Origin of the sequence: Clostridium uliginosum (assembly GCF_900112485.1) — a bacterium.
Taxonomy (GTDB): domain Bacteria; phylum Bacillota; class Clostridia; order Clostridiales; family Clostridiaceae; genus Clostridium; species Clostridium uliginosum.
In genome coordinates this window covers 22040-41789 of record NZ_FOMG01000030.1, presented here as the reverse complement: position 1 = coordinate 41789, position 19750 = coordinate 22040, and the positions used below count along the sequence as shown (strand labels likewise).

At 27.6% G+C, this 19750-nt stretch carries 17 protein-coding genes and 1 riboswitch; of the genes, 13 read left to right on the top strand and 4 right to left on the bottom strand.

Annotated features, from left to right (window positions below):
* Positions 1-157: 157 nt before the first annotated feature.
* The gene (locus tag BM027_RS18305; protein ID WP_175560010.1) at positions 158-322 is read left to right on the top strand and encodes a hypothetical protein; all 165 of its coding nucleotides are present in this window, start codon (positions 158-160) and stop codon (positions 320-322) included.
* 352 nt (positions 323-674) lie between these two features.
* On the opposite strand, the gene BM027_RS15335 is transcribed toward BM027_RS18305, so the two are convergent.
* Complete coding sequence (locus BM027_RS15335; protein WP_090093755.1) at positions 675-1997, bottom strand: voltage-gated chloride channel family protein; 1323 nt, start codon at positions 1995-1997, stop codon at positions 675-677.
* A gap of 289 nt (positions 1998-2286) precedes the next feature.
* Positions 2287-2404, bottom strand: a riboswitch (Fluoride riboswitch).
* A 136-nt stretch (positions 2405-2540) separates the two neighbouring features.
* On the opposite strand from BM027_RS15335, the gene BM027_RS18300 reads away from it, so the two are divergent.
* Entirely contained in the window at positions 2541-2702 is a 162-nt protein-coding gene (locus BM027_RS18300) for a hypothetical protein (RefSeq protein WP_175560009.1), read from the top strand.
* Between the two features lie 352 nt (positions 2703-3054).
* On the opposite strand, the gene rd is transcribed toward BM027_RS18300, so the two are convergent.
* Together rd and BM027_RS15325 are read right to left on the bottom strand one after the other, a co-directional pair.
* Positions 3055-3216 (bottom strand): rubredoxin, encoded by a 162-nt coding sequence (rd, locus tag BM027_RS15330; protein ID WP_090093754.1) that lies wholly within the window; start codon positions 3214-3216, stop codon positions 3055-3057.
* 262 nt (positions 3217-3478) lie between these two features.
* Positions 3479-4666 carry an anaerobic nitric oxide reductase flavorubredoxin gene (locus tag BM027_RS15325; protein ID WP_090093752.1) on the bottom strand — a complete coding sequence of 396 codons (1188 nt, stop codon included), beginning with the start codon at positions 4664-4666 and terminating at the stop codon, positions 3479-3481.
* 700 nt (positions 4667-5366) lie between these two features.
* Here BM027_RS15325 and BM027_RS15320 point away from each other — a divergent pair.
* The 7 genes from BM027_RS15320 (at position 5367) to BM027_RS15295 (ending at position 13154) form a co-directional block, all read left to right on the top strand.
* Positions 5367-7055 (top strand): ribonuclease J, encoded by a 1689-nt coding sequence (locus BM027_RS15320; protein WP_090093750.1) that lies wholly within the window; start codon positions 5367-5369, stop codon positions 7053-7055.
* A gap of 551 nt (positions 7056-7606) precedes the next feature.
* Positions 7607-8068: a spore coat protein gene (locus tag BM027_RS15315; protein WP_090093748.1), complete on the top strand. Its 462-nt coding sequence runs from the start codon at positions 7607-7609 to the stop codon at positions 8066-8068.
* A gap of 281 nt (positions 8069-8349) precedes the next feature.
* Complete coding sequence (locus BM027_RS15310; protein ID WP_341465533.1) at positions 8350-9927, top strand: PTS transporter subunit EIIC; 1578 nt, start codon at positions 8350-8352, stop codon at positions 9925-9927.
* A 33-nt stretch (positions 9928-9960) separates the two neighbouring features.
* The gene (locus BM027_RS15305) at positions 9961-11292 is read left to right on the top strand and encodes a 6-phospho-alpha-glucosidase (RefSeq protein ID WP_090093744.1); all 1332 of its coding nucleotides are present in this window, start codon (positions 9961-9963) and stop codon (positions 11290-11292) included.
* 110 nt (positions 11293-11402) lie between these two features.
* Positions 11403-11537 (top strand): hypothetical protein, encoded by a 135-nt coding sequence (locus tag BM027_RS18755; RefSeq protein ID WP_278320254.1) that lies wholly within the window; start codon positions 11403-11405, stop codon positions 11535-11537.
* A gap of 301 nt (positions 11538-11838) precedes the next feature.
* Positions 11839-12594, top strand: coding sequence for a MurR/RpiR family transcriptional regulator (locus BM027_RS15300; protein WP_090093742.1), 756 nt, complete (start codon positions 11839-11841; stop codon positions 12592-12594).
* 167 nt (positions 12595-12761) lie between these two features.
* Positions 12762-13154: a metal-dependent transcriptional regulator gene (locus tag BM027_RS15295; protein WP_090093740.1), complete on the top strand. Its 393-nt coding sequence runs from the start codon at positions 12762-12764 to the stop codon at positions 13152-13154.
* A gap of 378 nt (positions 13155-13532) precedes the next feature.
* Here BM027_RS15295 and BM027_RS15290 read toward each other — a convergent pair whose 3' ends face one another.
* On the bottom strand, positions 13533-14711 hold the full coding sequence (locus tag BM027_RS15290; protein ID WP_090093738.1) for an SAM-dependent methyltransferase: 1179 nt from the start codon (positions 14709-14711) through the stop codon (positions 13533-13535).
* A gap of 620 nt (positions 14712-15331) precedes the next feature.
* On the opposite strand from BM027_RS15290, the gene BM027_RS15285 reads away from it, so the two are divergent.
* The 4 genes from BM027_RS15285 (at position 15332) to BM027_RS15270 (ending at position 19738) form a co-directional block, all read left to right on the top strand.
* On the top strand, positions 15332-15670 hold the full coding sequence (locus BM027_RS15285; protein ID WP_090093726.1) for an ArsR/SmtB family transcription factor: 339 nt from the start codon (positions 15332-15334) through the stop codon (positions 15668-15670).
* 37 nt (positions 15671-15707) lie between these two features.
* Entirely contained in the window at positions 15708-16076 is a 369-nt protein-coding gene (gene arsD, locus BM027_RS15280; protein WP_090093724.1) for an arsenite efflux transporter metallochaperone ArsD, read from the top strand.
* 166 nt (positions 16077-16242) lie between these two features.
* Positions 16243-17991, top strand: a complete 1749-nt coding sequence (gene arsA / locus BM027_RS15275) for an arsenical pump-driving ATPase (RefSeq protein WP_090093723.1) — start codon at positions 16243-16245, stop codon at positions 17989-17991.
* A gap of 112 nt (positions 17992-18103) precedes the next feature.
* Positions 18104-19738: an FAD-dependent oxidoreductase gene (locus BM027_RS15270; RefSeq protein ID WP_090093721.1), complete on the top strand. Its 1635-nt coding sequence runs from the start codon at positions 18104-18106 to the stop codon at positions 19736-19738.
* Positions 19739-19750 lie beyond the last annotated feature (12 nt).

Sequence of the window (19750 nt, the reverse complement as noted above, 5' to 3'; positions counted from 1 at the left end):
GATGTTATTAGCTACCTTTACTGACTTAAGCGCATTCAAAAAAATAATAGAACAGTATTCTTGTCTGTTGTTTCTTTCATGTGCATTAGTATAGTACAAAAAAGACAAGAGGACTGACTAGTTATTTATTTAGATATGCCTCATAGGAGGAGTTTAAATGACAAAAGATAGTCAACCTGATAATAAAATAGCAAGAATGGAAAAATGTAATTATCAAACACCTATAACTGAAGAGGGACATAATCATAATCCAAATGCAAAACATAAATCTATAAAAAAAGAAGGATTCTCAAGCCAAAAATTCAACAGGTTTGGTAATTAGGCATTGGAAAATTGTATTTAGTATTTCTTTGAATGTGCCTAAAGTTGTCCCCAAATTGTTTGTTCAGAACTTACCATTTAGAACAAACTGTTTTGGGGCTATATTTATTTAGGCAGTTTTAGTTTAGAGTTAAATAAAAGAAACTAAAAAAATAGGATAAATAATTGTGAATAAACATTGGAAAATTGTGCTTAGTATTTCTTTATTTGAAGTTGTTCCAAAATGATTTGTCTAAAGCTTGTCTTTGGAACAAACAGTTTTGGGTACAATTTCAAATATTTAGAAATACTTAGTACAATTTTCCTAGTTTTATGTAATAATTATTTCTCCTATTTCTGTTTTCTTATATTTTCTAACGTGCAGTCTTCTTTTTTTTATAATAAGAAAGTGTAGCTCTTTTAGGAACTGGAATTGATTTACTTTTACTTGTGCTAATTCTTTGAGAAATATAAATTCCTGAATGCCCGGAAAACAAATAACTTACTGCACAAGCCATAAACATATACTCAGCATTTTGAGAACCAAACATTTCTATACCTAAAATAAACGATGTAATAGGTGCGTTTGTTGCACCAGCAAATACTCCAATAAGACCTAGTGAAGCTAAAAATGATGGTGAAACATTAAGTATACTTGATAAAGCATTTCCAAATGTTGAACCTATTACAAATAAAGGAGTAACTTCACCTCCTTGAAAACCAGTACCCAAAGTAAGTGATGTAAATATAAGTTTTATTAAAGATGTAAAAGGCGTAATCTGTTTAGTAAATGAGTCTGTAATTAATGGAAGACTAAGTCCTAGATAATCTCTTGTACCTATAATGTATGTAAGAGCAATTATTATAAATCCACCAACCATGCTTTTTATTACTGCATTTTTAAAGCGAGAAGAAAATATATCTTTTAATTTATGAGTTAATTCACTAAATAATTTGCTTATTAATCCAAATAAAATTGCTGCAATAATAACCTTAAAAACTATTATATATGTAATATCTGGAACGTCTGTTATAGCATAGTGTGCATGATGAATACCTAAAGATTCTGTTACTAAACATCCAACAAAGGATGCAGTAAAACATGGAATTAGACCACCATACCTCATAGTTCCAAGTGCTGCTATTTCTAATCCGAAAATAGTACCAGCAAGCGGAGTACCAAATACTGAACCAAAACCACTACTAATCCCACACATTAGAATAATCTTGGCATCTCTTTTATCTAATTTAAATAAATTCCCAATAGCTTCTGATATACTTGACCCTATTTGAACACCAGTACCTTCTCTTCCAGCAGATCCTCCAAATAAATGTGTTATAAAAGTACCTAAAAAAACTAAAGGTGCCATACGCAAAGGTATATTATCAGCATTTTCATTAAGTTTATCTATAATTAAATTATTACCTTTTAAAGAATTCTTGCCATATTTGGAATATAAAAAACTGACAAAAGCACCTCCGATTGGAAGAAGAAATAATAACCATGGATTGTTAATTCTTAAAGTTGTTGCAATATCAAGACTTTTTAAAAATAAAGCAGCAGCACATCCAGTTAAAATCCCAACAATCGTTCCTAAAAAAATCCACTTTAAAAATGACATTCCAAGAATTGTGCTGTTATTAGCGTTTTTAAGAAATATAATTTTCTTTTGTTCTTTGGTTTTTTTTTCGTTCATAAATTTTCTCCTATTCTATTGAATATATATATTATGTTTCAAACTTAAATTAATAGTCATGCTTTAAAATAGTGTTGATATTTTAATATAAGGCATATTAAAATAAATAACGAGTCAGTATGTTAGTCTATTTTGTGTCATACTGCGTCAATAAAGTCAACCCAGAGCTTGCTATGCGTTAATTTCATTTCCTTGTCTGATGAAAAATATCCATGGCAACTTTGGACTTGTTATTTATTTTCATGTGCCTAATTAATAAAAAGACTCCTACAAAATAACGATTTCTCGCTCTTTTGTAGGAGTCATTAGCATTAGGCGCATTCAAAAAAATAAACTAGCATATTGCCTTGTCATATTTTTGAATATGTTTTATGCGGTTAAAGGCGAACTCCATCACCTAAATATATTTGTTATTTTAACATGCTTGTTTATAAGTATCAATATTTGTTTTTTGGCAAAAGTATTAATATATAATATTAAGTTTAATATTAAACGATATCATTAAACAATACCTTTATATGTTTATTATCTAGTGGTAATGAGATGCCAAGAGATATTTTAAAAAGTATAATTGATAATTCTAATGAATATGAAATAATAAAAGATAATTTGGAAAGACTAAAAAATGTTGAAAGATTTAAGGAAAGAAAAATGTGTCAAATGTTTTATGATGAAATATTTGACATTATTTTAACTCAGTGCTAAACTAAGCAGATTATCACTCATCAGTGAAGAGTGATAAAAAGATACAAATGCATAAAAGTATTAAAGTCACTTTTTTATTGAAGTGACTTTTTTATAAATTTAATTATACAAATTTATCCAAAAAATAATAAAATTTACAGGAGATGATATTAAATGGGAGATAAAAACCCGAAAAAAATGAAAAAAAAGAAGAAAATAGTTGAGAATGTTACTGCACAAGCAATAATTGGAAGTGAAGTAGCTTCAACAAAGAAATCTAAAAAATAACAACAAGAGAATATATTTAGTAATGTGAAAGAAAATAACAAGTCAAATATGCAACATATTGACTTGTTATTTTTTTTAATATTCTCTATTCTTCTTTTTCAAAATCAGATTTTCCAACTCCACATAATGGACATACCCAATCTTCAGAAATATCTTTAAATTTTGTTCCAGGTGCAACTCCATTATCTGGATCACCTATTTCTGGGTCATAAATATAACCACAAACTGTACAAATATACTTTTCCATAATAAACTCCTCCTTGTATAATTTAGTTATAAGGCATAATCAATTAAATAATAAGTCCATCTGTCAAGCTTATTTTTTATTATAGGAAGCTCGACTCTCATATGCCTAACATTTGATAAAAAACTATTTATCTTTCTAACAAACATTACACTTCTTATTATTTTTTAACGCTCTGTTTTAATATAGCGTTGATATTGTTACACACTGAACAATATGCAACAATATCAACACGGTTTTAAAACAGAGCCTTTTTGAATGTGCTTTATAGTTCTTTGACAACACTTTTTCCTAATTCTCTGCATCTATCTAATGCTTCTTCATCTGGATTCCACAATTCTTTTATTCCATCATTAATTAGATTAAACCCAGACTTTTTTAATTCCTCTGAGATTATTTTTACACTTTCACCGCTCCATCCATAACTACCAAAAGCTACACCTTTTTTATTTTTAAATTTAAGACCTTTAATCATTTCTAGTATTGCAGCTGTTGAAGATAGAATTCCATTATTTATTGTTGATGATCCAACAAGTACTATTTTTGACTTAAGTACTTCAGTAATAATATCATTCTTATCACCTCTAGATGAGCTCATAATTTTCACTGTAACATCTTTGTTTGCATGAGTTATTCCATCTGATATAGCCTCTGCCATGAATTTTGTTCCATTCCACATTGTGTCATAAATTATTGTGATTTGATTTTCTTGATAATCACTTGACCATTCTTTATATTTATTTACTATTTGCATCGGATTATCTTTCCATATAATTCCGTGACTTGGACATATCATATTAATAGGTATATCAAGGCTTAATAATTCTTCTATTTTTCTATAAACTTGTTTGCTAAATGGAGTTAAAATATTTGCATAATACTTTATTGCTTCTTGGAATAATTCCCCTTGGTCAACCTTATCATTATACATAAGCTCTGAAGCATAATGTTCTCCAAATGCATCATTACTAAATAAAATGTTCTCACCTGACATGTAAGTAAACATAGTATCTGGCCAATGAAGCATTGCAGCTTCTATAAATGTAAGTTTATGCTTACCAATGTCTAAAGTATCTCCAGTTTTTACAGTTACAAAATTCCAATCCTTATGATAATGTCCCTTTATTATTTTTTCTCCACTTTTAGTACAATAAATTGGAGTATTAGGTATTTCATTCATAAGGTCTAATAATGCACCACTATGATCAATTTCTGAATGGTTCATTATTATATAATCAATTTTATTTAAATCTACTTCCTTCTTTAGATTAGTAACAAACTCTTTAGAGAATGGTTGCCAAACAGTATCAATTAATACTGTCTTTTCATCCTTAATTAAATATGAATTATATGAAGAACCTTTATGTGTAGTATATTCCTCACCATGGAAATTTCTTAATTCCCAATCAATTTTTCCAACCCAAGTTACGTTATTATTAATTTTAAAACTCATATAAGAAACCTTCTTTCATATGCCTTAGGCATCTCCCAATAAATAACTAGTCAGTATTCTTGTCTAGTTCAAAAAATCCTAAGAATCTTTGACTAGTTATTTATTTTACAATGCCTTACTTAATTTATGTCCTTTAATATATATTACCACAAATATAATAATTATCAAATAATTATTATTAATTAGTTATTACTGTTGACGATAAATATTAACTTGTAATTTAATATTTATTATTAACTTATAATTAAATAATTATTATATATGTATAGTTAATAGTAAAATAATAAATATATAATTTATTATTTTACTATTAATTTTCAGATAAATGCTAAATATACTTAATAAATTTTTTAGTCCACTTTACAACATATAACAATATAAACAAAGTTTTAAAACAGCGCCATAAATTTAAATTAACAATTATTTTTAGAATATATATATAATAATAAGTTTTTTACTAATAAATTTATGAAAAAAAGGTTATAATTATATAAGGCATATTCAAAAAAATAAAAAATCAGTATGTTAATCTACTTTTTATCATACTGTGTTATTAAAATTAGCTAATAGATAAGCGGTGAGATTGCAGTTGTACAAGATATCGATAGCATCTTTAACTTGTTATTTTCTTTTATATGCATAATAAAAAATTTAGTAGTAGCTAAGTTCTATCCTTTATACACTTAGTTACAAATTAGGAGTGAAAATTATAAATAACAATAAAAGTAAAAGTAAAAGTAAAGTAAAAGTTATACCTCTTGGAGGTTTGGGGGAAATAGGTAAGAATATAACTGCCTTTGAATATGAAGATGAGATAGTAATTATAGATTGTGGATTAGCATTTCCAGATGAAGATCTTTATGGAATTGATCTTATAATCCCTGATGTAACATATTTAGTAAGAAATAAGGATAAGGTAAAGGGGTTTTTTATAACTCATGGACATGAAGACCATATAGGGGGATTGCCATATGTGTTAAAACAAATTAATGCGCCTATATATGGAACAAAGTTAACTTTAGGTTTAATTGAAAGTAAATTACAAGAGCATAATATACTTAATGATTGCACATTAAATATGGTTAATGCAGGTGATATTATAGAACTAGGTAATTTAAAAGTTGAATTTATTAGAACAAATCATAGTATAGCAGATAGTTGCTCTATTGCTTTACATACACCTGTAGGAGTAATTGTTCATACTGGTGATTTTAAAATTGATTTTACTCCAATTGGCGGAGAAACCATGGATATGCAAAGATATGCACAGCTAGGTAAGAGAGGTGTATTACTTTTAATGGCTGATAGTACTAATGCTCTTCATGAAGGTTACACAATGTCAGAAAAGACTGTAGGTGAAGCTTTAGAAAATCTTTTCACTAAGGCAGATGGAAGAGTAATAGTAGCTACATTTGCATCAAATATTCATAGAGTTCAGCAGATTGCGAATGCTTCTATAAAAAATGGTAGAAAGATTGCTTTTAGTGGAAGAAGTATGGAAAAAATAAGTGAAGTTGCTATATCACTAGGATATTTATTTATACCAAAAGAAATGATAATAGATTTAAATAAAATTAAAGATTATTCAAATGAGAGAGTTACAATAATTACTACTGGAAGCCAAGGCGAACCAATGGCAGCACTTACAAGAATAGCATCCGGAACTCATAGAAGTATTCAAATAGAAAATGGAGATATGGTTATTATTTCAGCAAGTCCAATACCGGGAAATCAAAAGGCCGTGTCTAGTGTTATAAATGATTTAACCCAAAAGGGTGCGAATGTAATCTATGGAGCAATAGAAGATATACATGTTTCAGGTCATGCTTGTCAGCAAGAGCTTAGATTGATTCATGCATTATTAAAACCTAAGTTCTTTATACCTGTACATGGTGAGTATAAGCACTTAATAAACCATGCTAAAATTGCAGAAGATATGGGCATGGATAAATCAAATATATTTATACTAGAAACAGGAGATGTATTTGAATTAGCTAGAAAAAAAGCACAAGTAGCTGGTAAGGTACAATCAGGAAGAGTTCTTATAGATGGAATGGGAGTAGGAGATGTAGGTAATATTGTACTTAGCGATAGAAAGAAATTAGCAGAAGACGGTATTATAACAGTGGTTATAGTTATAGATAGAGAAAATAAAACTATAATATCTGGACCAAATATTGTTACAAGAGGTTTTGTATACGTTAGAGATTCTGAAGAATTAATTAGAGATATTAGGAGAATAGTTGTTAAAAGTGTGGAGCGATGTCTTGATAATAATGTAACTGAATGGTCAGAAATAAAAAATAGTATAAGAAGAGAAGTAGATAATTTTGTATATACAAAAATGAAGAGAAGACCTATGGTTTTACCAATAATTACTGAAATATAATACGTATTTTAAATAAACAGAGTTCTTAGTTAATAAGAAAATCATCCAAGAAACTTAAGATTTTGGATGATTTTTTCATTTGATCATTTAATTATTAGCATTTGACAATAACAAAAATTATGAATAATATAATATTGGCAAATGCTAATAAAATTGGGAGATGGTTTTATGTCAGATTGTAATTCTTTTGGGAAAGTACTGATAAATTTTTAAAAGAAATGGATTTGAAGCTTTTAGGAGAACTTCCTATGTTGAATAGCATAAGTACTTTATCACAATGTGGATATGAAAATATTAATGAAAGTTTAGAGTTAATATTTGATCCTATAGTAAAAAAGATTATTAGTGATTTGGAATAGGGCACATGAAAGAAAATAACAAGTCAAAGATGATACGTATATTTTATTTTAATAAGAGGTACCCCTTGAAGGTTTAAGTTCAATAAATTATTTTTACAAGGATTATTTAGAATATAAATAAAAATACTAATGTAGTATTTCAATGTATAAAAAGATAAAAGTTATACAAAATATAATAGGAGGTGTTCTATTATGAATATAACTTTAACACAAAAAGAAAGAATGTTACTCGAGGATCAAAAAAGTCATGAACAAATTTGTATAGAAAAGTATTCTAATTATGCAAATCAAGCTCAAGACAATCAATTAAAACAAATATGTAAAGTTAATGAGCAGGTGGAAAGAACTCACCTTGACACTATTAATCAATTGCTAAGCGGGAATATTCCTCAAATGAATCAGCAGCAAAATCAAAACCCTATGCAAAATATGAATAATAATCAAACAGCAGGAGGTAATATATCTGATAAGGACATATGTTCGGATTTATTAATGACAGAAAAATATGTTTCTGGGACTTACGATACTACAATTTTTGAATTTAGAGATACTGGGGTTCGTGACGTATTAAATCATATACAAAAAGAAGAACAAAAACATGGAGAATCTATCTTTAAGTATATGGAGAGTAAAGGAATGTATACTGTTCAATAATATTTAAAATCTTAATAAAAGTACAAAAAGAGGTTTAGTTTAAAAAGCAAGATCTCTTTTTGTGCTTTTACTTTTGTAACAATAAATGTAATGTAATAGAAATTGTTTAGAAAAAAGTATATTAAATAAATAATCATCTAGTCTTTTTTCAAAACCTGTTATTAATTTAAGTAACAGGTTTCTTTACTGTCCTAAAACATATACAAACAAATAATGAGAAAGTATAATCATTATTGTAAAGGGTTTCTCGAGAAATTATCTTATTATAAGGAGGTAAAATAATGAAACAGAAAATAATGGATTCTCTTCAAAAATTTTCAAAAGGAATGTTTGTTCCAGTTTTAATTCTACCAATAGCAGGTATAATTATTGCCTTCGGAAATATATTAACTAATGCAAGATTAGCAGAATATATACCATTTTTAAAAAATGATATAGTGAATGGGTTTGGAAAGATGTTATCAGGATCTTTAGTATCAATATTAATAAATTTAGGAATAATTTTTTGTGTAGGTTTATCTATTGGATTAGCAAGAAAGAAAAAAGCGGAAGCGGGATTTACATCATTGCTTGTTTTCTTAGTATTTATAAATGCTATGAAGATATTTTTAGATATAACTAAGAGGTTAGTTCCACAAGATCAGTTAAGAGGTTCTGGTCAAGCGATGGTATTAGGAATACAGGTTCTTGATATGGGGGTATTCTTAGGAATTATTTTAGGAGTTGTTGTTGCTCTAATACATAATAAATATTGTGAAAAAGAATTTAATGGGGCTTTTCAGATTTATGGCGGATCTAGATTGGTTTTCATTATATTAATACCAGTAACGGTTATTTTAGCAGTTATTCTTAGCTATATATGGCCAGTAGTTCAAAATGGTATTTCGAGTTTGGGTAATTTTATAAATGCGTCTGGTAATTTTGGAATATTTATTTATGGTGCTTTAGAGAGATTGTTAATACCAACTGGATTACATCATTTAATTTATACTCCGTTTTTATACACTTCATTAGGTGGTGTTGCTGAAATTGGAGGACAAGTTTTTGAAGGAGCTAGGAATATTTATTTTGCAGAAATGGCAGATCCAAGTGTTACTCAATTGTCTGCTAGTGTTATTTGGGATGCTAGAGGATTAGCAAAAATGTTTGGATTAGTTGGAGCATGTTTAGCTATGTATCAAACTACATTACCTAAGAATAAAGCAAAGATAAAAGCTTTATTAATTCCAGCAGCGGTTACATCAATTTTGGCTGGAGTTACAGAACCTATAGAATTTTCATTTATGTTTGTTGCACCAATATTGTTCGTAATACACAGTATACTAAGTGGACTAAGTATGGTTGTTCTTAATGTATTTGGAGTTAGAGCTATAGGACCAAATGGAATAATAGATTTTCTATTATATAACTTACCATTAGGAATAGAGAAAACAGGATGGCCAATGTATCTACTTATAGGAGTAGGTGATTTTATAATTTACTACTTATTATTTAAATTCTTAATAAAGAAATTTAAACTTAAGACTCCGGGTAGAGAAGATGAAGGAGAAGAAACTAAACTTTATACAAAGAGTGATTATAAAGAAAAGAAGAATGGGGAAAAAGCAAATAATAATTTAGCCTCAATTATAGTTAAAGCTCTTGGTGGTAAAGAAAATATTGAAAAGGTTGATAATTGTTATACAAGATTGAGATTAATAGTTAAAGACTCTTCGCTTGTTGATCAAGTAATATTAAAAAGTGAAACAGCTGCAAATGGAGTTATTATAAAAGGTCAAAATGTACAAGTTGTTTATGGTTTGAAAGTAACAGGGATTAGAAAAGAAGTTGATGATGAATTAGGATTAATATCAGAATAATAAAAATAAAAAATAAAGGATTGGTGAATTATTATGAAAAAATTTATATTAACAATAGCAGGCGGCGGAAGTACTTATACACCAGGAATAGTAAAAAGTTTATTAATAAATAAGGAACAGTTTCCACTTCAAGAATTAAGAATGTATGATATTGATGGAGAAAGACAAGATAAAGTTGCTATTATTGCTAAAGAAGTTATTAAAGAATTTCAACCAGGATTAAAATTAGTAGTAACTACAGATCCAAAAGAAGCTTTTGAGGATTCCGATTTTATATTTGCACAAATGAGAGTTGGAAAATATAAAATGAGAGAATTGGATGAAAAAATTCCTCTGAAATATGGTGTAGTAGGACAAGAAACATGTGGTCCAGGAGGATTAGCTTATGGCTTAAGAACAATTTTCCCAATGGCTGAATTAATAGATTTAGTTGAAAAATATGCAAAAAAGACTTATTGGATAGTTAATTATTCTAATCCTGCTGCAGTTGTGGCAGAAGCTATGAAAAGATTAAGACCTAATGCAAGAATTATGAATATATGTGATATGCCAGTTGGAACTATAAGAAATATGGCTGCTATATTAGATGTTGATAGAAGTAAACTTGTTGTAGATTATTTTGGACTAAATCATTTTGGTTGGTTTACTAAGGTTATGGTTGAAGGAGTTGACAGAACTGATGAAGTAAGAAAACATGCTATTAAACATGGCTTGTTAGTTGAAAATATGAGTAAAGTTGATGTTCAACATTCAGATAAATCATGGATTAAGAATTTTAAAAATATTCAATACATGATGGAATTATTTCCAGAGTATATTCCAAATCCATATATGCAATATTATCTTTTAGGTGATCATGTAGTTGAACATATGGATAAAAATCACACTCGTGCAAATGAAGTTATTGAGGGTAGAGAAAAAAAATTATTTGATGCTGTTGAAGAATATAAGAATACAGGAAAAGTTGATTTATCATCATTTTATGTTGGAGTTCATGGACAATTTATTGTTGAAGTTGCAATGTCATTAGCTTTCAACTTAAGAAAGAGATTTTTAGTAATTGTTGAAAACAATGGTGCTGTTGAAAATTTATCGAATGATGCAATGGTTGAAGTTCCAGCTTATATTACAAATGAAGGTCCAGAAGTTGTTAGAATGGGACAAATTCCAACTTTTTATAAGGGATTAATTGAACAACAATTTGCAACAGAAAAATTAATAGTTGATGCAGCACTCGAAGGATCATATGAGAAAGCTGTTATGGCATTGACAATGAGTAAAACAGTAAAATCTGCATTACAAGCTAAAAAAATATTGGATGATTTAATTGAGGCTAACAAAGGATATTGGCCAGAATTAAAGTAATAGTAAGATAATAAAGCGATTATTATAATCGCTTTATTATTTTAATCAATATGTGTTTTGTTAAATAGAATAAAGAATAGGAGGTTCCTAATTATTATTTAGGAGAAATTATGTTTGAATTTTTAAAATGTAAGTCAAAAAAACAGAATAGAATTTTAGTAACTAATCCAGAAAAAATTAAAAATATAACTACCATGATAAACAAGGTAGTTGAAGCAGGAAAAGATGAAATAATACTTTATTAGCAATATATACATAAATATTTTTGAGTGAATATCTTTTAAAAGATGATTGAAGTTTTTATTTGATTTATATAAAATTTAATTATATGTTGCTATTTAAATATTAAGATACTAAAAGTATTAAATTATTTGGCTCTTTATTGAAATTGTGTTAATATTGTTGAGTTAGTTAATGTAAACAATATCAATATCATATTGAAACAGAACAAATTATTTAAGTAGTAAATCAATATGAGAAAAATAGTAGTTAACTATTAAAATTTTTATAAACAAAGAATAAAAACAAGACAAAAGGAGATTTTTTATGGATATTTCAAAAATAATTAATGATAAAAAGTTAACAGAAATAGAAGAAAAGGTACTCAAATATATATTGGATAATATAGATAATGTAATTGAATTAGGGGTTAGAGGAATAGCTAAAAATAATTTTACATCTACTTCAACGATTATGAGATTATCAAAAAAAATGGGATACACTGGATTTATAGATATGCAATATAATTTAATGTCATTAGCTAAAAGGACTAGCTTAAAATATGATGAAGATAATGAATTTATTAAAAAATCTGCTAATGGGATATTTATGCAGTATAATTCTAAAAAACAAATCGAAGAGTTTGTTGATATTTTGATGGAACATAGTCATAAATTTTTGTTTATATATGCAACTGGATTTTCTGGAATAATAGCAGAATATGTATATAAGAAATTATTAGTTCTTGGTAAAAAATGTATTATTTCAAGCGGAACAGATTCTGTTGGAGTATTTGAAAATAATTTAGATGATATAATGTGTATGATTATAATTTCGAAATCAGGAGAAACAAAGTTAGTTTTAGATAAAGTTAAAACAGCAAAAGAAAATAGTATAAAAGTAGTTTCATTTACTAATGAAGATGATAATAGTGTAAGCAAACTTGCAGATATAAGCTTTAAAATAGAAGATATTAATAAGTTAGATGATAGAAATATAATGCCCAATACTTTTTTCCCAAATCTTATAATGTTAGTTGAATTTTTAATTTACAATTATCATAAAAGGTTAAATAAAGATTAGGCTGGAGATGGTTAATGAGAATATGGAAGAAAATAATCCTTTTAAAAATGAGATGGTTTCTAAAAAATAAATTTATGAAGATAAAATAATTTAACTGGGATAATGCATTAGTATTATTTTAGTATATCGGTATATAGTATATTATATGAATGGAAGGTGAAATATATATGGTTGAGAAACTTACATCACATGAGTCAAAAGAGAATTATTTGGAGACCATTTTGATACTTGAGAATGAAAAAGGAGTAGTGCGTTCCATTGATATAGCAAGGAAATTAAATTATAGTAAACCAAGTGTGAGCCGTGCTGTAAAACTTTTGAAGGAGCTTGGGTATATTGAAATGAACAACGAGGCACTTATTAGATTAACAGAAAACGGAAGAAAAAAAGCAGAAACTATATATGAAAAACATAAGATACTTACAGAATTCTTTGAGCAAATTGCTGGAGTAGAACCAGAAATTGCAGAAGAAGATGCTTGCAAAATTGAACATATAATTAGTAATGAAACCTATAATGGACTAAAAAAATATTTATATGGTACCCAAAAAAAGTTGTAGTAATTAAGTTACTACAACTATAAGTTGTTTGCTAGAAATTATGAATAAGGATATTATATAAATTAAAACTAGCGAACATGCCAGTTTAATCTGATACCTTTGTCAAGGACAATTAAAAAAAGAGAGTACTATAATCTTGTATCTATGAAAAGGACAATTTTAAAAAGGGTACTAAACGCATTTTTAAAATTGTCTAGTCTATAGGTATCAGTTTATTGAAATAGCTCCTTTTTCATATACAAATCACCTTATTTAATAACTATTACTCATAATACTCCTACGTCTGCAAGGCGGAGATAACGGCTATTACACGCTTATGAATAATAATTTCTAAGTTCAGAAGGTGTCAAAACCTACACCTGAAATAAAAAAATATGTTTATGCATATAAATTCTCTCTTGTCATAGGTAATTCATTATTTAATCCTTTTGTGAATAAAAATTGATGCAAATCTACTACTCCATAATTAAATGAAGCAGCACAAGAATTTAGGTACAATCTCCACATTCTAATAAATTTATCATCAAAACCTATTTTTCTAATTTGATCTAAATGATTTTCAAAGTTTTTAGCCCAACATTCTAATGTTTTACCATAATGTAGTCTTAAACTTTCCAAGTCTATTAAATGCAAATCATTTTCTGGCATATCATAAACTAGTTCTCTAATGGATGGTATATATCCGCCAGGAAATATATATTTTTTAATCCATTGATTTGCTTCACTTTCAGTTTGAGCAGTTATACAATGAAGTAGAGATACTCCATTTTCTTCTAATAAATTATGTACAGTATTCATATAAATAGGAATATTTTTTCGACCAACATGTTCTAGCATTCCTACGCTGACAATTCTATGAAATTTTTCACCTGTTTTTAATAATTCTCTGTAATCCATCAATCTAACTTCTACTTGATTTTCAAGACTATTTTCTTTTATTCTCTCATTTACTCTATTAAATTGTTCCTCACTTAAAGTTATTCCAAGTGTTTTAACACCATACTTTTGGGCAGCAGTTATTATAAGTTCTCCCCAGCCACAGCCTATATCTAATAGTTTTTGTTCTGAATGTAAATTTAATTTTTTTAAGATGTGATCAACTTTATTTAGTTGAGCTTCATATAAGGAATCTTTAGATGATTTAAAGTAGGCACAAGAATAGCTCATGGTTTTATCTAACCATAATTTGTAGAAATCATTACCTAAGTCATAGTGGTGGTGTATATTTTCTTTACTATTTTTTATGGAGTTTTTTGTGATTTTATACAGTTTTTCAAATAGTGAAGCATTATTTAGAAAACTATCTTTATTTTTATAAACGGATTCTATAATTTCTTCAATATTACCTTGAAAGTCTATAACGTTATTCATATATGCTTCACCAAAAGTCAGGAATGGATCTTTTAAAATATCACTTTTGGTTAGATGTTCATTTATTATTATTTTGAACTTTATATCTCCTTCACCAATTTTTTCGGTGGTTCTATCCCAGAACTGTATTTCAAATGTATCTGAGAATATACTTTTTAAAAATTTCTTTAAAAATAATTTTTCCATATTACATCTCCTATAAGCAATTTTGTATAGGCTAGCCAAAACATTTATTATATACACATAGTAAATACTTGGACTTAAATGGTCAATTAACATTTTTGGTATGATGAGTGAGTAATTTAAAGTAAATAAAATATAATAATAAAAAACACACTGGTCTGACCAATTTAAGAATAAAAATAGAGCATAATTAAAATGCAAAAATATTCACAATATAAAGAATATAAAGCAAACTTGAGATGAAATATTAGTACTGCTAATATGGAATTAAATAATTAAAAATAATTTAATATGATTTTTATTTTGTAATAATTTTTAAGGAAAAGGTAAATGAATTATTTATTTGGAGATGTTTTATATAGATAAATGAAAAAGCAAACTACTTAGTTATTTGATAGTTTGTTTTTATTTTAAAACAGAGCCAAATTTAAAAATGATGTATAGTTATTATAAATTTTCATAATACTATTTAGTAACACAAATTAATTCTAATCATAAATTAATTATATAGATATTAGTCGATATTATAAAAACAATGCACCTGTTTAATAGTTTTAAGTTGACAATACATAGATAGTGTTCTATATTATATATAGACACATATCTATATAGAGAGGCTTTGAATGAAGATGAATTATGAAGAAAATGCAAGAATTATTAAATCATTATCTGATTCTAGTAGACTAAAAATAATTGATATATTATCTTGTGGTGAAAAGTGTGCATGTGATATTCTACAATATTTTGACTTTACTCAACCAACACTTTCGCATCATATGAAAGTATTAATTGAGTCTGGAATTATACAAGTCAGAAAGGAAGGACTTTGGAATTATTATCAGTTAAATGTTAATAATTGCAACAAGTTAACTTTATTTTTAATGAATCTTGTAACAGAAACAGAAGAATGTATTTGTAAGGATAAATCCAATTGTACCTGTAAATCAAAACAATCCGTTTAGCGTATGTTATGCGAGATATAATAAGGAGTGAATGTAAATGAAAAAAATGATAATATTTGATCCAGCTATGTGTTGTTCAACTGGTGTTTGTGGACCAGGTGTAAATCCTGAGTTATTAAGAGTTGCAACAGTACTAAATACTTTAAAAAGTAAAGGAATATTAGTTGAAAGATATAATCTTACAAGTAATCCTCAAATATTTGTAGATAATAAAACTATAAATGAAATATTAATGACAAAGGGTGTTAATGCTCTTCCAGTTATTATGGTAGATGGAAAGGTAGTTAAATTAGGAGGTTATCCAACTAATAGAGAATTTTGTAATTTATTAAATATACCAGAAGAATATTTAAAGGTAAATATAAAAAGACCTAATAAATGCAACTGCAAAGGTGGATGCTGTTAATTTCTTGCTCTATGTTTTAGCAGAGTGTTGATATTGTTCTACAAAGCAAATTTCAATGCCAGTTTGCTATTATATAATAATATCAACACTATTTTAAAACAAAGCGTTTTTTTAATATGCTTTATAGAAAGAAATATAGAAAGAAATATAGGAAGGAATGATAAAGATGTTTAAGTTATTTGATTTAGAAAAGTTAAATTTAACAAAATATTTATTTTTTACAGGCAAGGGTGGAGTAGGGAAGACTTCAACTGCTTGTGCAGTGGCAGTTACTTTAGCAGATGCAGGAAAGAAAATAATGCTTGTTAGCACAGATCCAGCTTCAAATCTTCAAGATGTATTTAATACTGAATTAAATAATAAGGGGGTTGCAATAAAGGATGTTCCTAATTTAGTGGTAGCAAATTTCAGTCCAGAAGATGCAGCAGCTGAATATAAGGAAAGTGTTATAGCTCCTTATAGAGGTAAGTTACCTGAAGCTGTATTAAATAATATGGAAGAGCAACTTTCTGGTTCATGCACAGTTGAGATAGCAGCTTTTAATGAATTTTCATCAATGATAACGGATAAAAGTGTATCACATGAATATGATCACATCATTTTTGATACAGCACCAACAGGGCATACGTTAAGAATGCTTCAATTACCTTCAGCATGGAGTAACTTTATTAGTGAAAGTACTCATGGAGCCTCATGTCTTGGTCAACTTGCTGGATTAGAGGATAAAAAAGAAATGTATAAAAAAGCAGTTGATACTTTAGCTGATAAAGAAAAAACTACACTTATACTTGTTTCAAGACCAGAAGTAACTCCTTTAAAAGAGGCAGAAAGAGCATCTAAAGAACTTCAAGATATAGGAGTTACAAATCAAGTTTTAATTGTAAATGGTGTGCTTCAAGAGTGTGATGATTATTTATCTAAATCTATTTATGATAAGCAACAAAAAGCATTAAAAGATATGCCAGAAGGATTAAAGAATATTGAACCTTTTGAAATTCCTCTAAGACCTTATAATGTAACAGGACTTGAAAATGTAAGATCATTATTGAAAAGTAGTTATACTATAGTAGATAATGAACATTTAAATGTAACTGAAATACCAAAATTAAATAGTATTATTGAAGATTTATATAAAAATAATAAGAAAGTAATATTTACAATGGGAAAAGGTGGAGTAGGTAAGACTACTATAGCTGCTGCAATTGCACTTGGATTATCAAAAAAAGGTAAGAAAGTACATTTAACAACAACTGATCCAGCAGGACATTTAAACTTTGTATTAGATGAAAGCTATGGAATTTCATTAAGTAATATTGATGAAAAAGAAGAACTTGAAAAATACAGAGAAGAAGTGTTAGGTAAAGCAAGGGAAAACAATATGAGTGATGAAGATATTGCTTATATTGAAGAGGATTTAAGATCACCTTGTACTCAAGAAATTGCAGTATTTAGAGCATTTGCTGAAATAGTTGAAAGATCAGAAAATGAAGTTGTTGTTATTGATACAGCACCAACAGGTCATACACTACTACTTTTAGATTCAACTGAAAGTTATAATAAAGAAATTGCAAGATCAGAAGGGGATATACCTGATTCAGTTATAAAGCTCCTTCCAAAATTAAAGAATGAAAAAGAAACTGAAGTTATCATTGTAACACTAGCTGAAACAACACCAGTTTATGAAGCTATGAGACTACAACAAGATTTAAATAGAGCAGAAATTTATAGTAAATGGTGGGTTATAAATTCAAGTCTTTATGCTACTAATACAACTAATAATATTTTAAAAGCAAAAGCTAGTAATGAAGTTAAATGGATAAATAAAGTTGATGAAATATCTAATGGTAATTTTGGAGTTATAGAATGGAAATGTGATGAAGTAAAAGGTGAAAAACTTATGGAATTAATTAATTAGGCACATGAAAGAAAATAATAGACCAAAGATGCTTAGTATATTTTGCGTCATGTTGGTCTATTATTTTTTGAAGATGCCTTAGAAGTATAAAGTAATATTTGGAGGTGGAAATTTGAGATTATTAGTTATAGGGGCAGTTGCAGCAGGAACATCGGCAGCTGCAAAGGCAAGAAGAAATGATGATGATGCAGAGATTGTAATTTACGAAAAAGATAGAGATATATCTTATTCTGGCTGTGGATTACCTTATTATATAGGTAAAGAAATAGAAGATATCGGTGAATTAACTCCTAGAGATTCTTCATTTTTCAAGAAGAAATATAACATTGACGTTTTTACAGGACATGAAGTATTAAATATAAATTCAGATTTAAAAGAAGTGAGTGTTCTAAATCTTAGCACTAATGAGGTTTTTAAAGACAATTATGATAAATTAATAATCGCAACAGGAGCCTCACCATTTGTTCCACCAATAGAAGGTATAGATAAAAATAATGTATTTTTCTTAAGAAATGTCCAAAGTGCCAGAAATATAAGAGATTATATAGATAATAAAAAACCTAAAAATGCAGTAATTGTAGGAACTGGGTTTATTGGTTTTGAAATGTTAGAAAATTTAATTTGTGATGGAATTAATGTAACTATAGTTGAAATGCAAAATAAAATAACACCTAATCTTGATGAAGATATGGCATTATTTTTAGAAAATACATTATTAAAGAAAAACATAAATATTATTAAAAATTCAACCATTGTAAAGATTGATGATGAAAGTGTTACTTTAAATGATAATACTGTACTTAAAAGTGATATGGTGATTATGGCAACAGGTGTTAGACCAAATACAGAGCTAGCAAGAGAAGCAGGAATAGAAGTTGGTGTAACTAAAGCCATTAAAGTTAATAATAAAATGGAAACTAATATAACTGATATTTATGCTTGTGGTGATTGCATTGAAACTTTTTCTAGCATAACAGGAAAACCAGTATATAAACCACTTGGTTCTACTGCTAATAAAACAGGTAGAATTGCTGGTGATAATGCTACAAATGGAAATTTAGAGTATAAAGGAAATTTAGGTACAGGAATATTTAAATTATTTGATTTGACTATTGCAAATACTGGATTATCTGAAAAAGAAGCAATACAAGAAGGTTATGAAATTCAGATATGCCACAACATAAAGCCAGATAAACCAGCTTATTTTAATGGAAAAGAAATGGTTATAAAAGCTATTGCAGATAAAAATACAGAAAAAATATTAGGAGTTCAAATTGTTGGATATGAAGGAGTTGATAAAAGAATAGATGTATTTGCTACTTTAATAACTTATGGAGCTAAGGTAGATGAGTTATTTCATTTAGACCTTGCATATGCACCACCATTTTCAACTACAAAAGATCCAGTTCATTATACCGGAATGATATTAGATAATGCACTAAACAATAATAGGAAAATTATAACACCAAAACAATTAAGAAAACTTGTAACAGAAAATGAAAAAGTTCAAATAGTAGATGCAAGAGTAAGTAAACAATATGATCAAGCTCATGTAGAAGATGCAGTAAATATACCTCATAGTAATTTAAGAGAATCTATGGAAAATGTAGATAAGGATTCAGTAGTAGTAACTTATTGTAACAAAGGTGTTACAGGTAATGCTACACAAAATATATTTATAAATCATGGATATAAAAAGGTATATAACCTTTCAGGAGGATACAAGTTTTATAAGGGAAGTAAATAAATAATGAAAAGA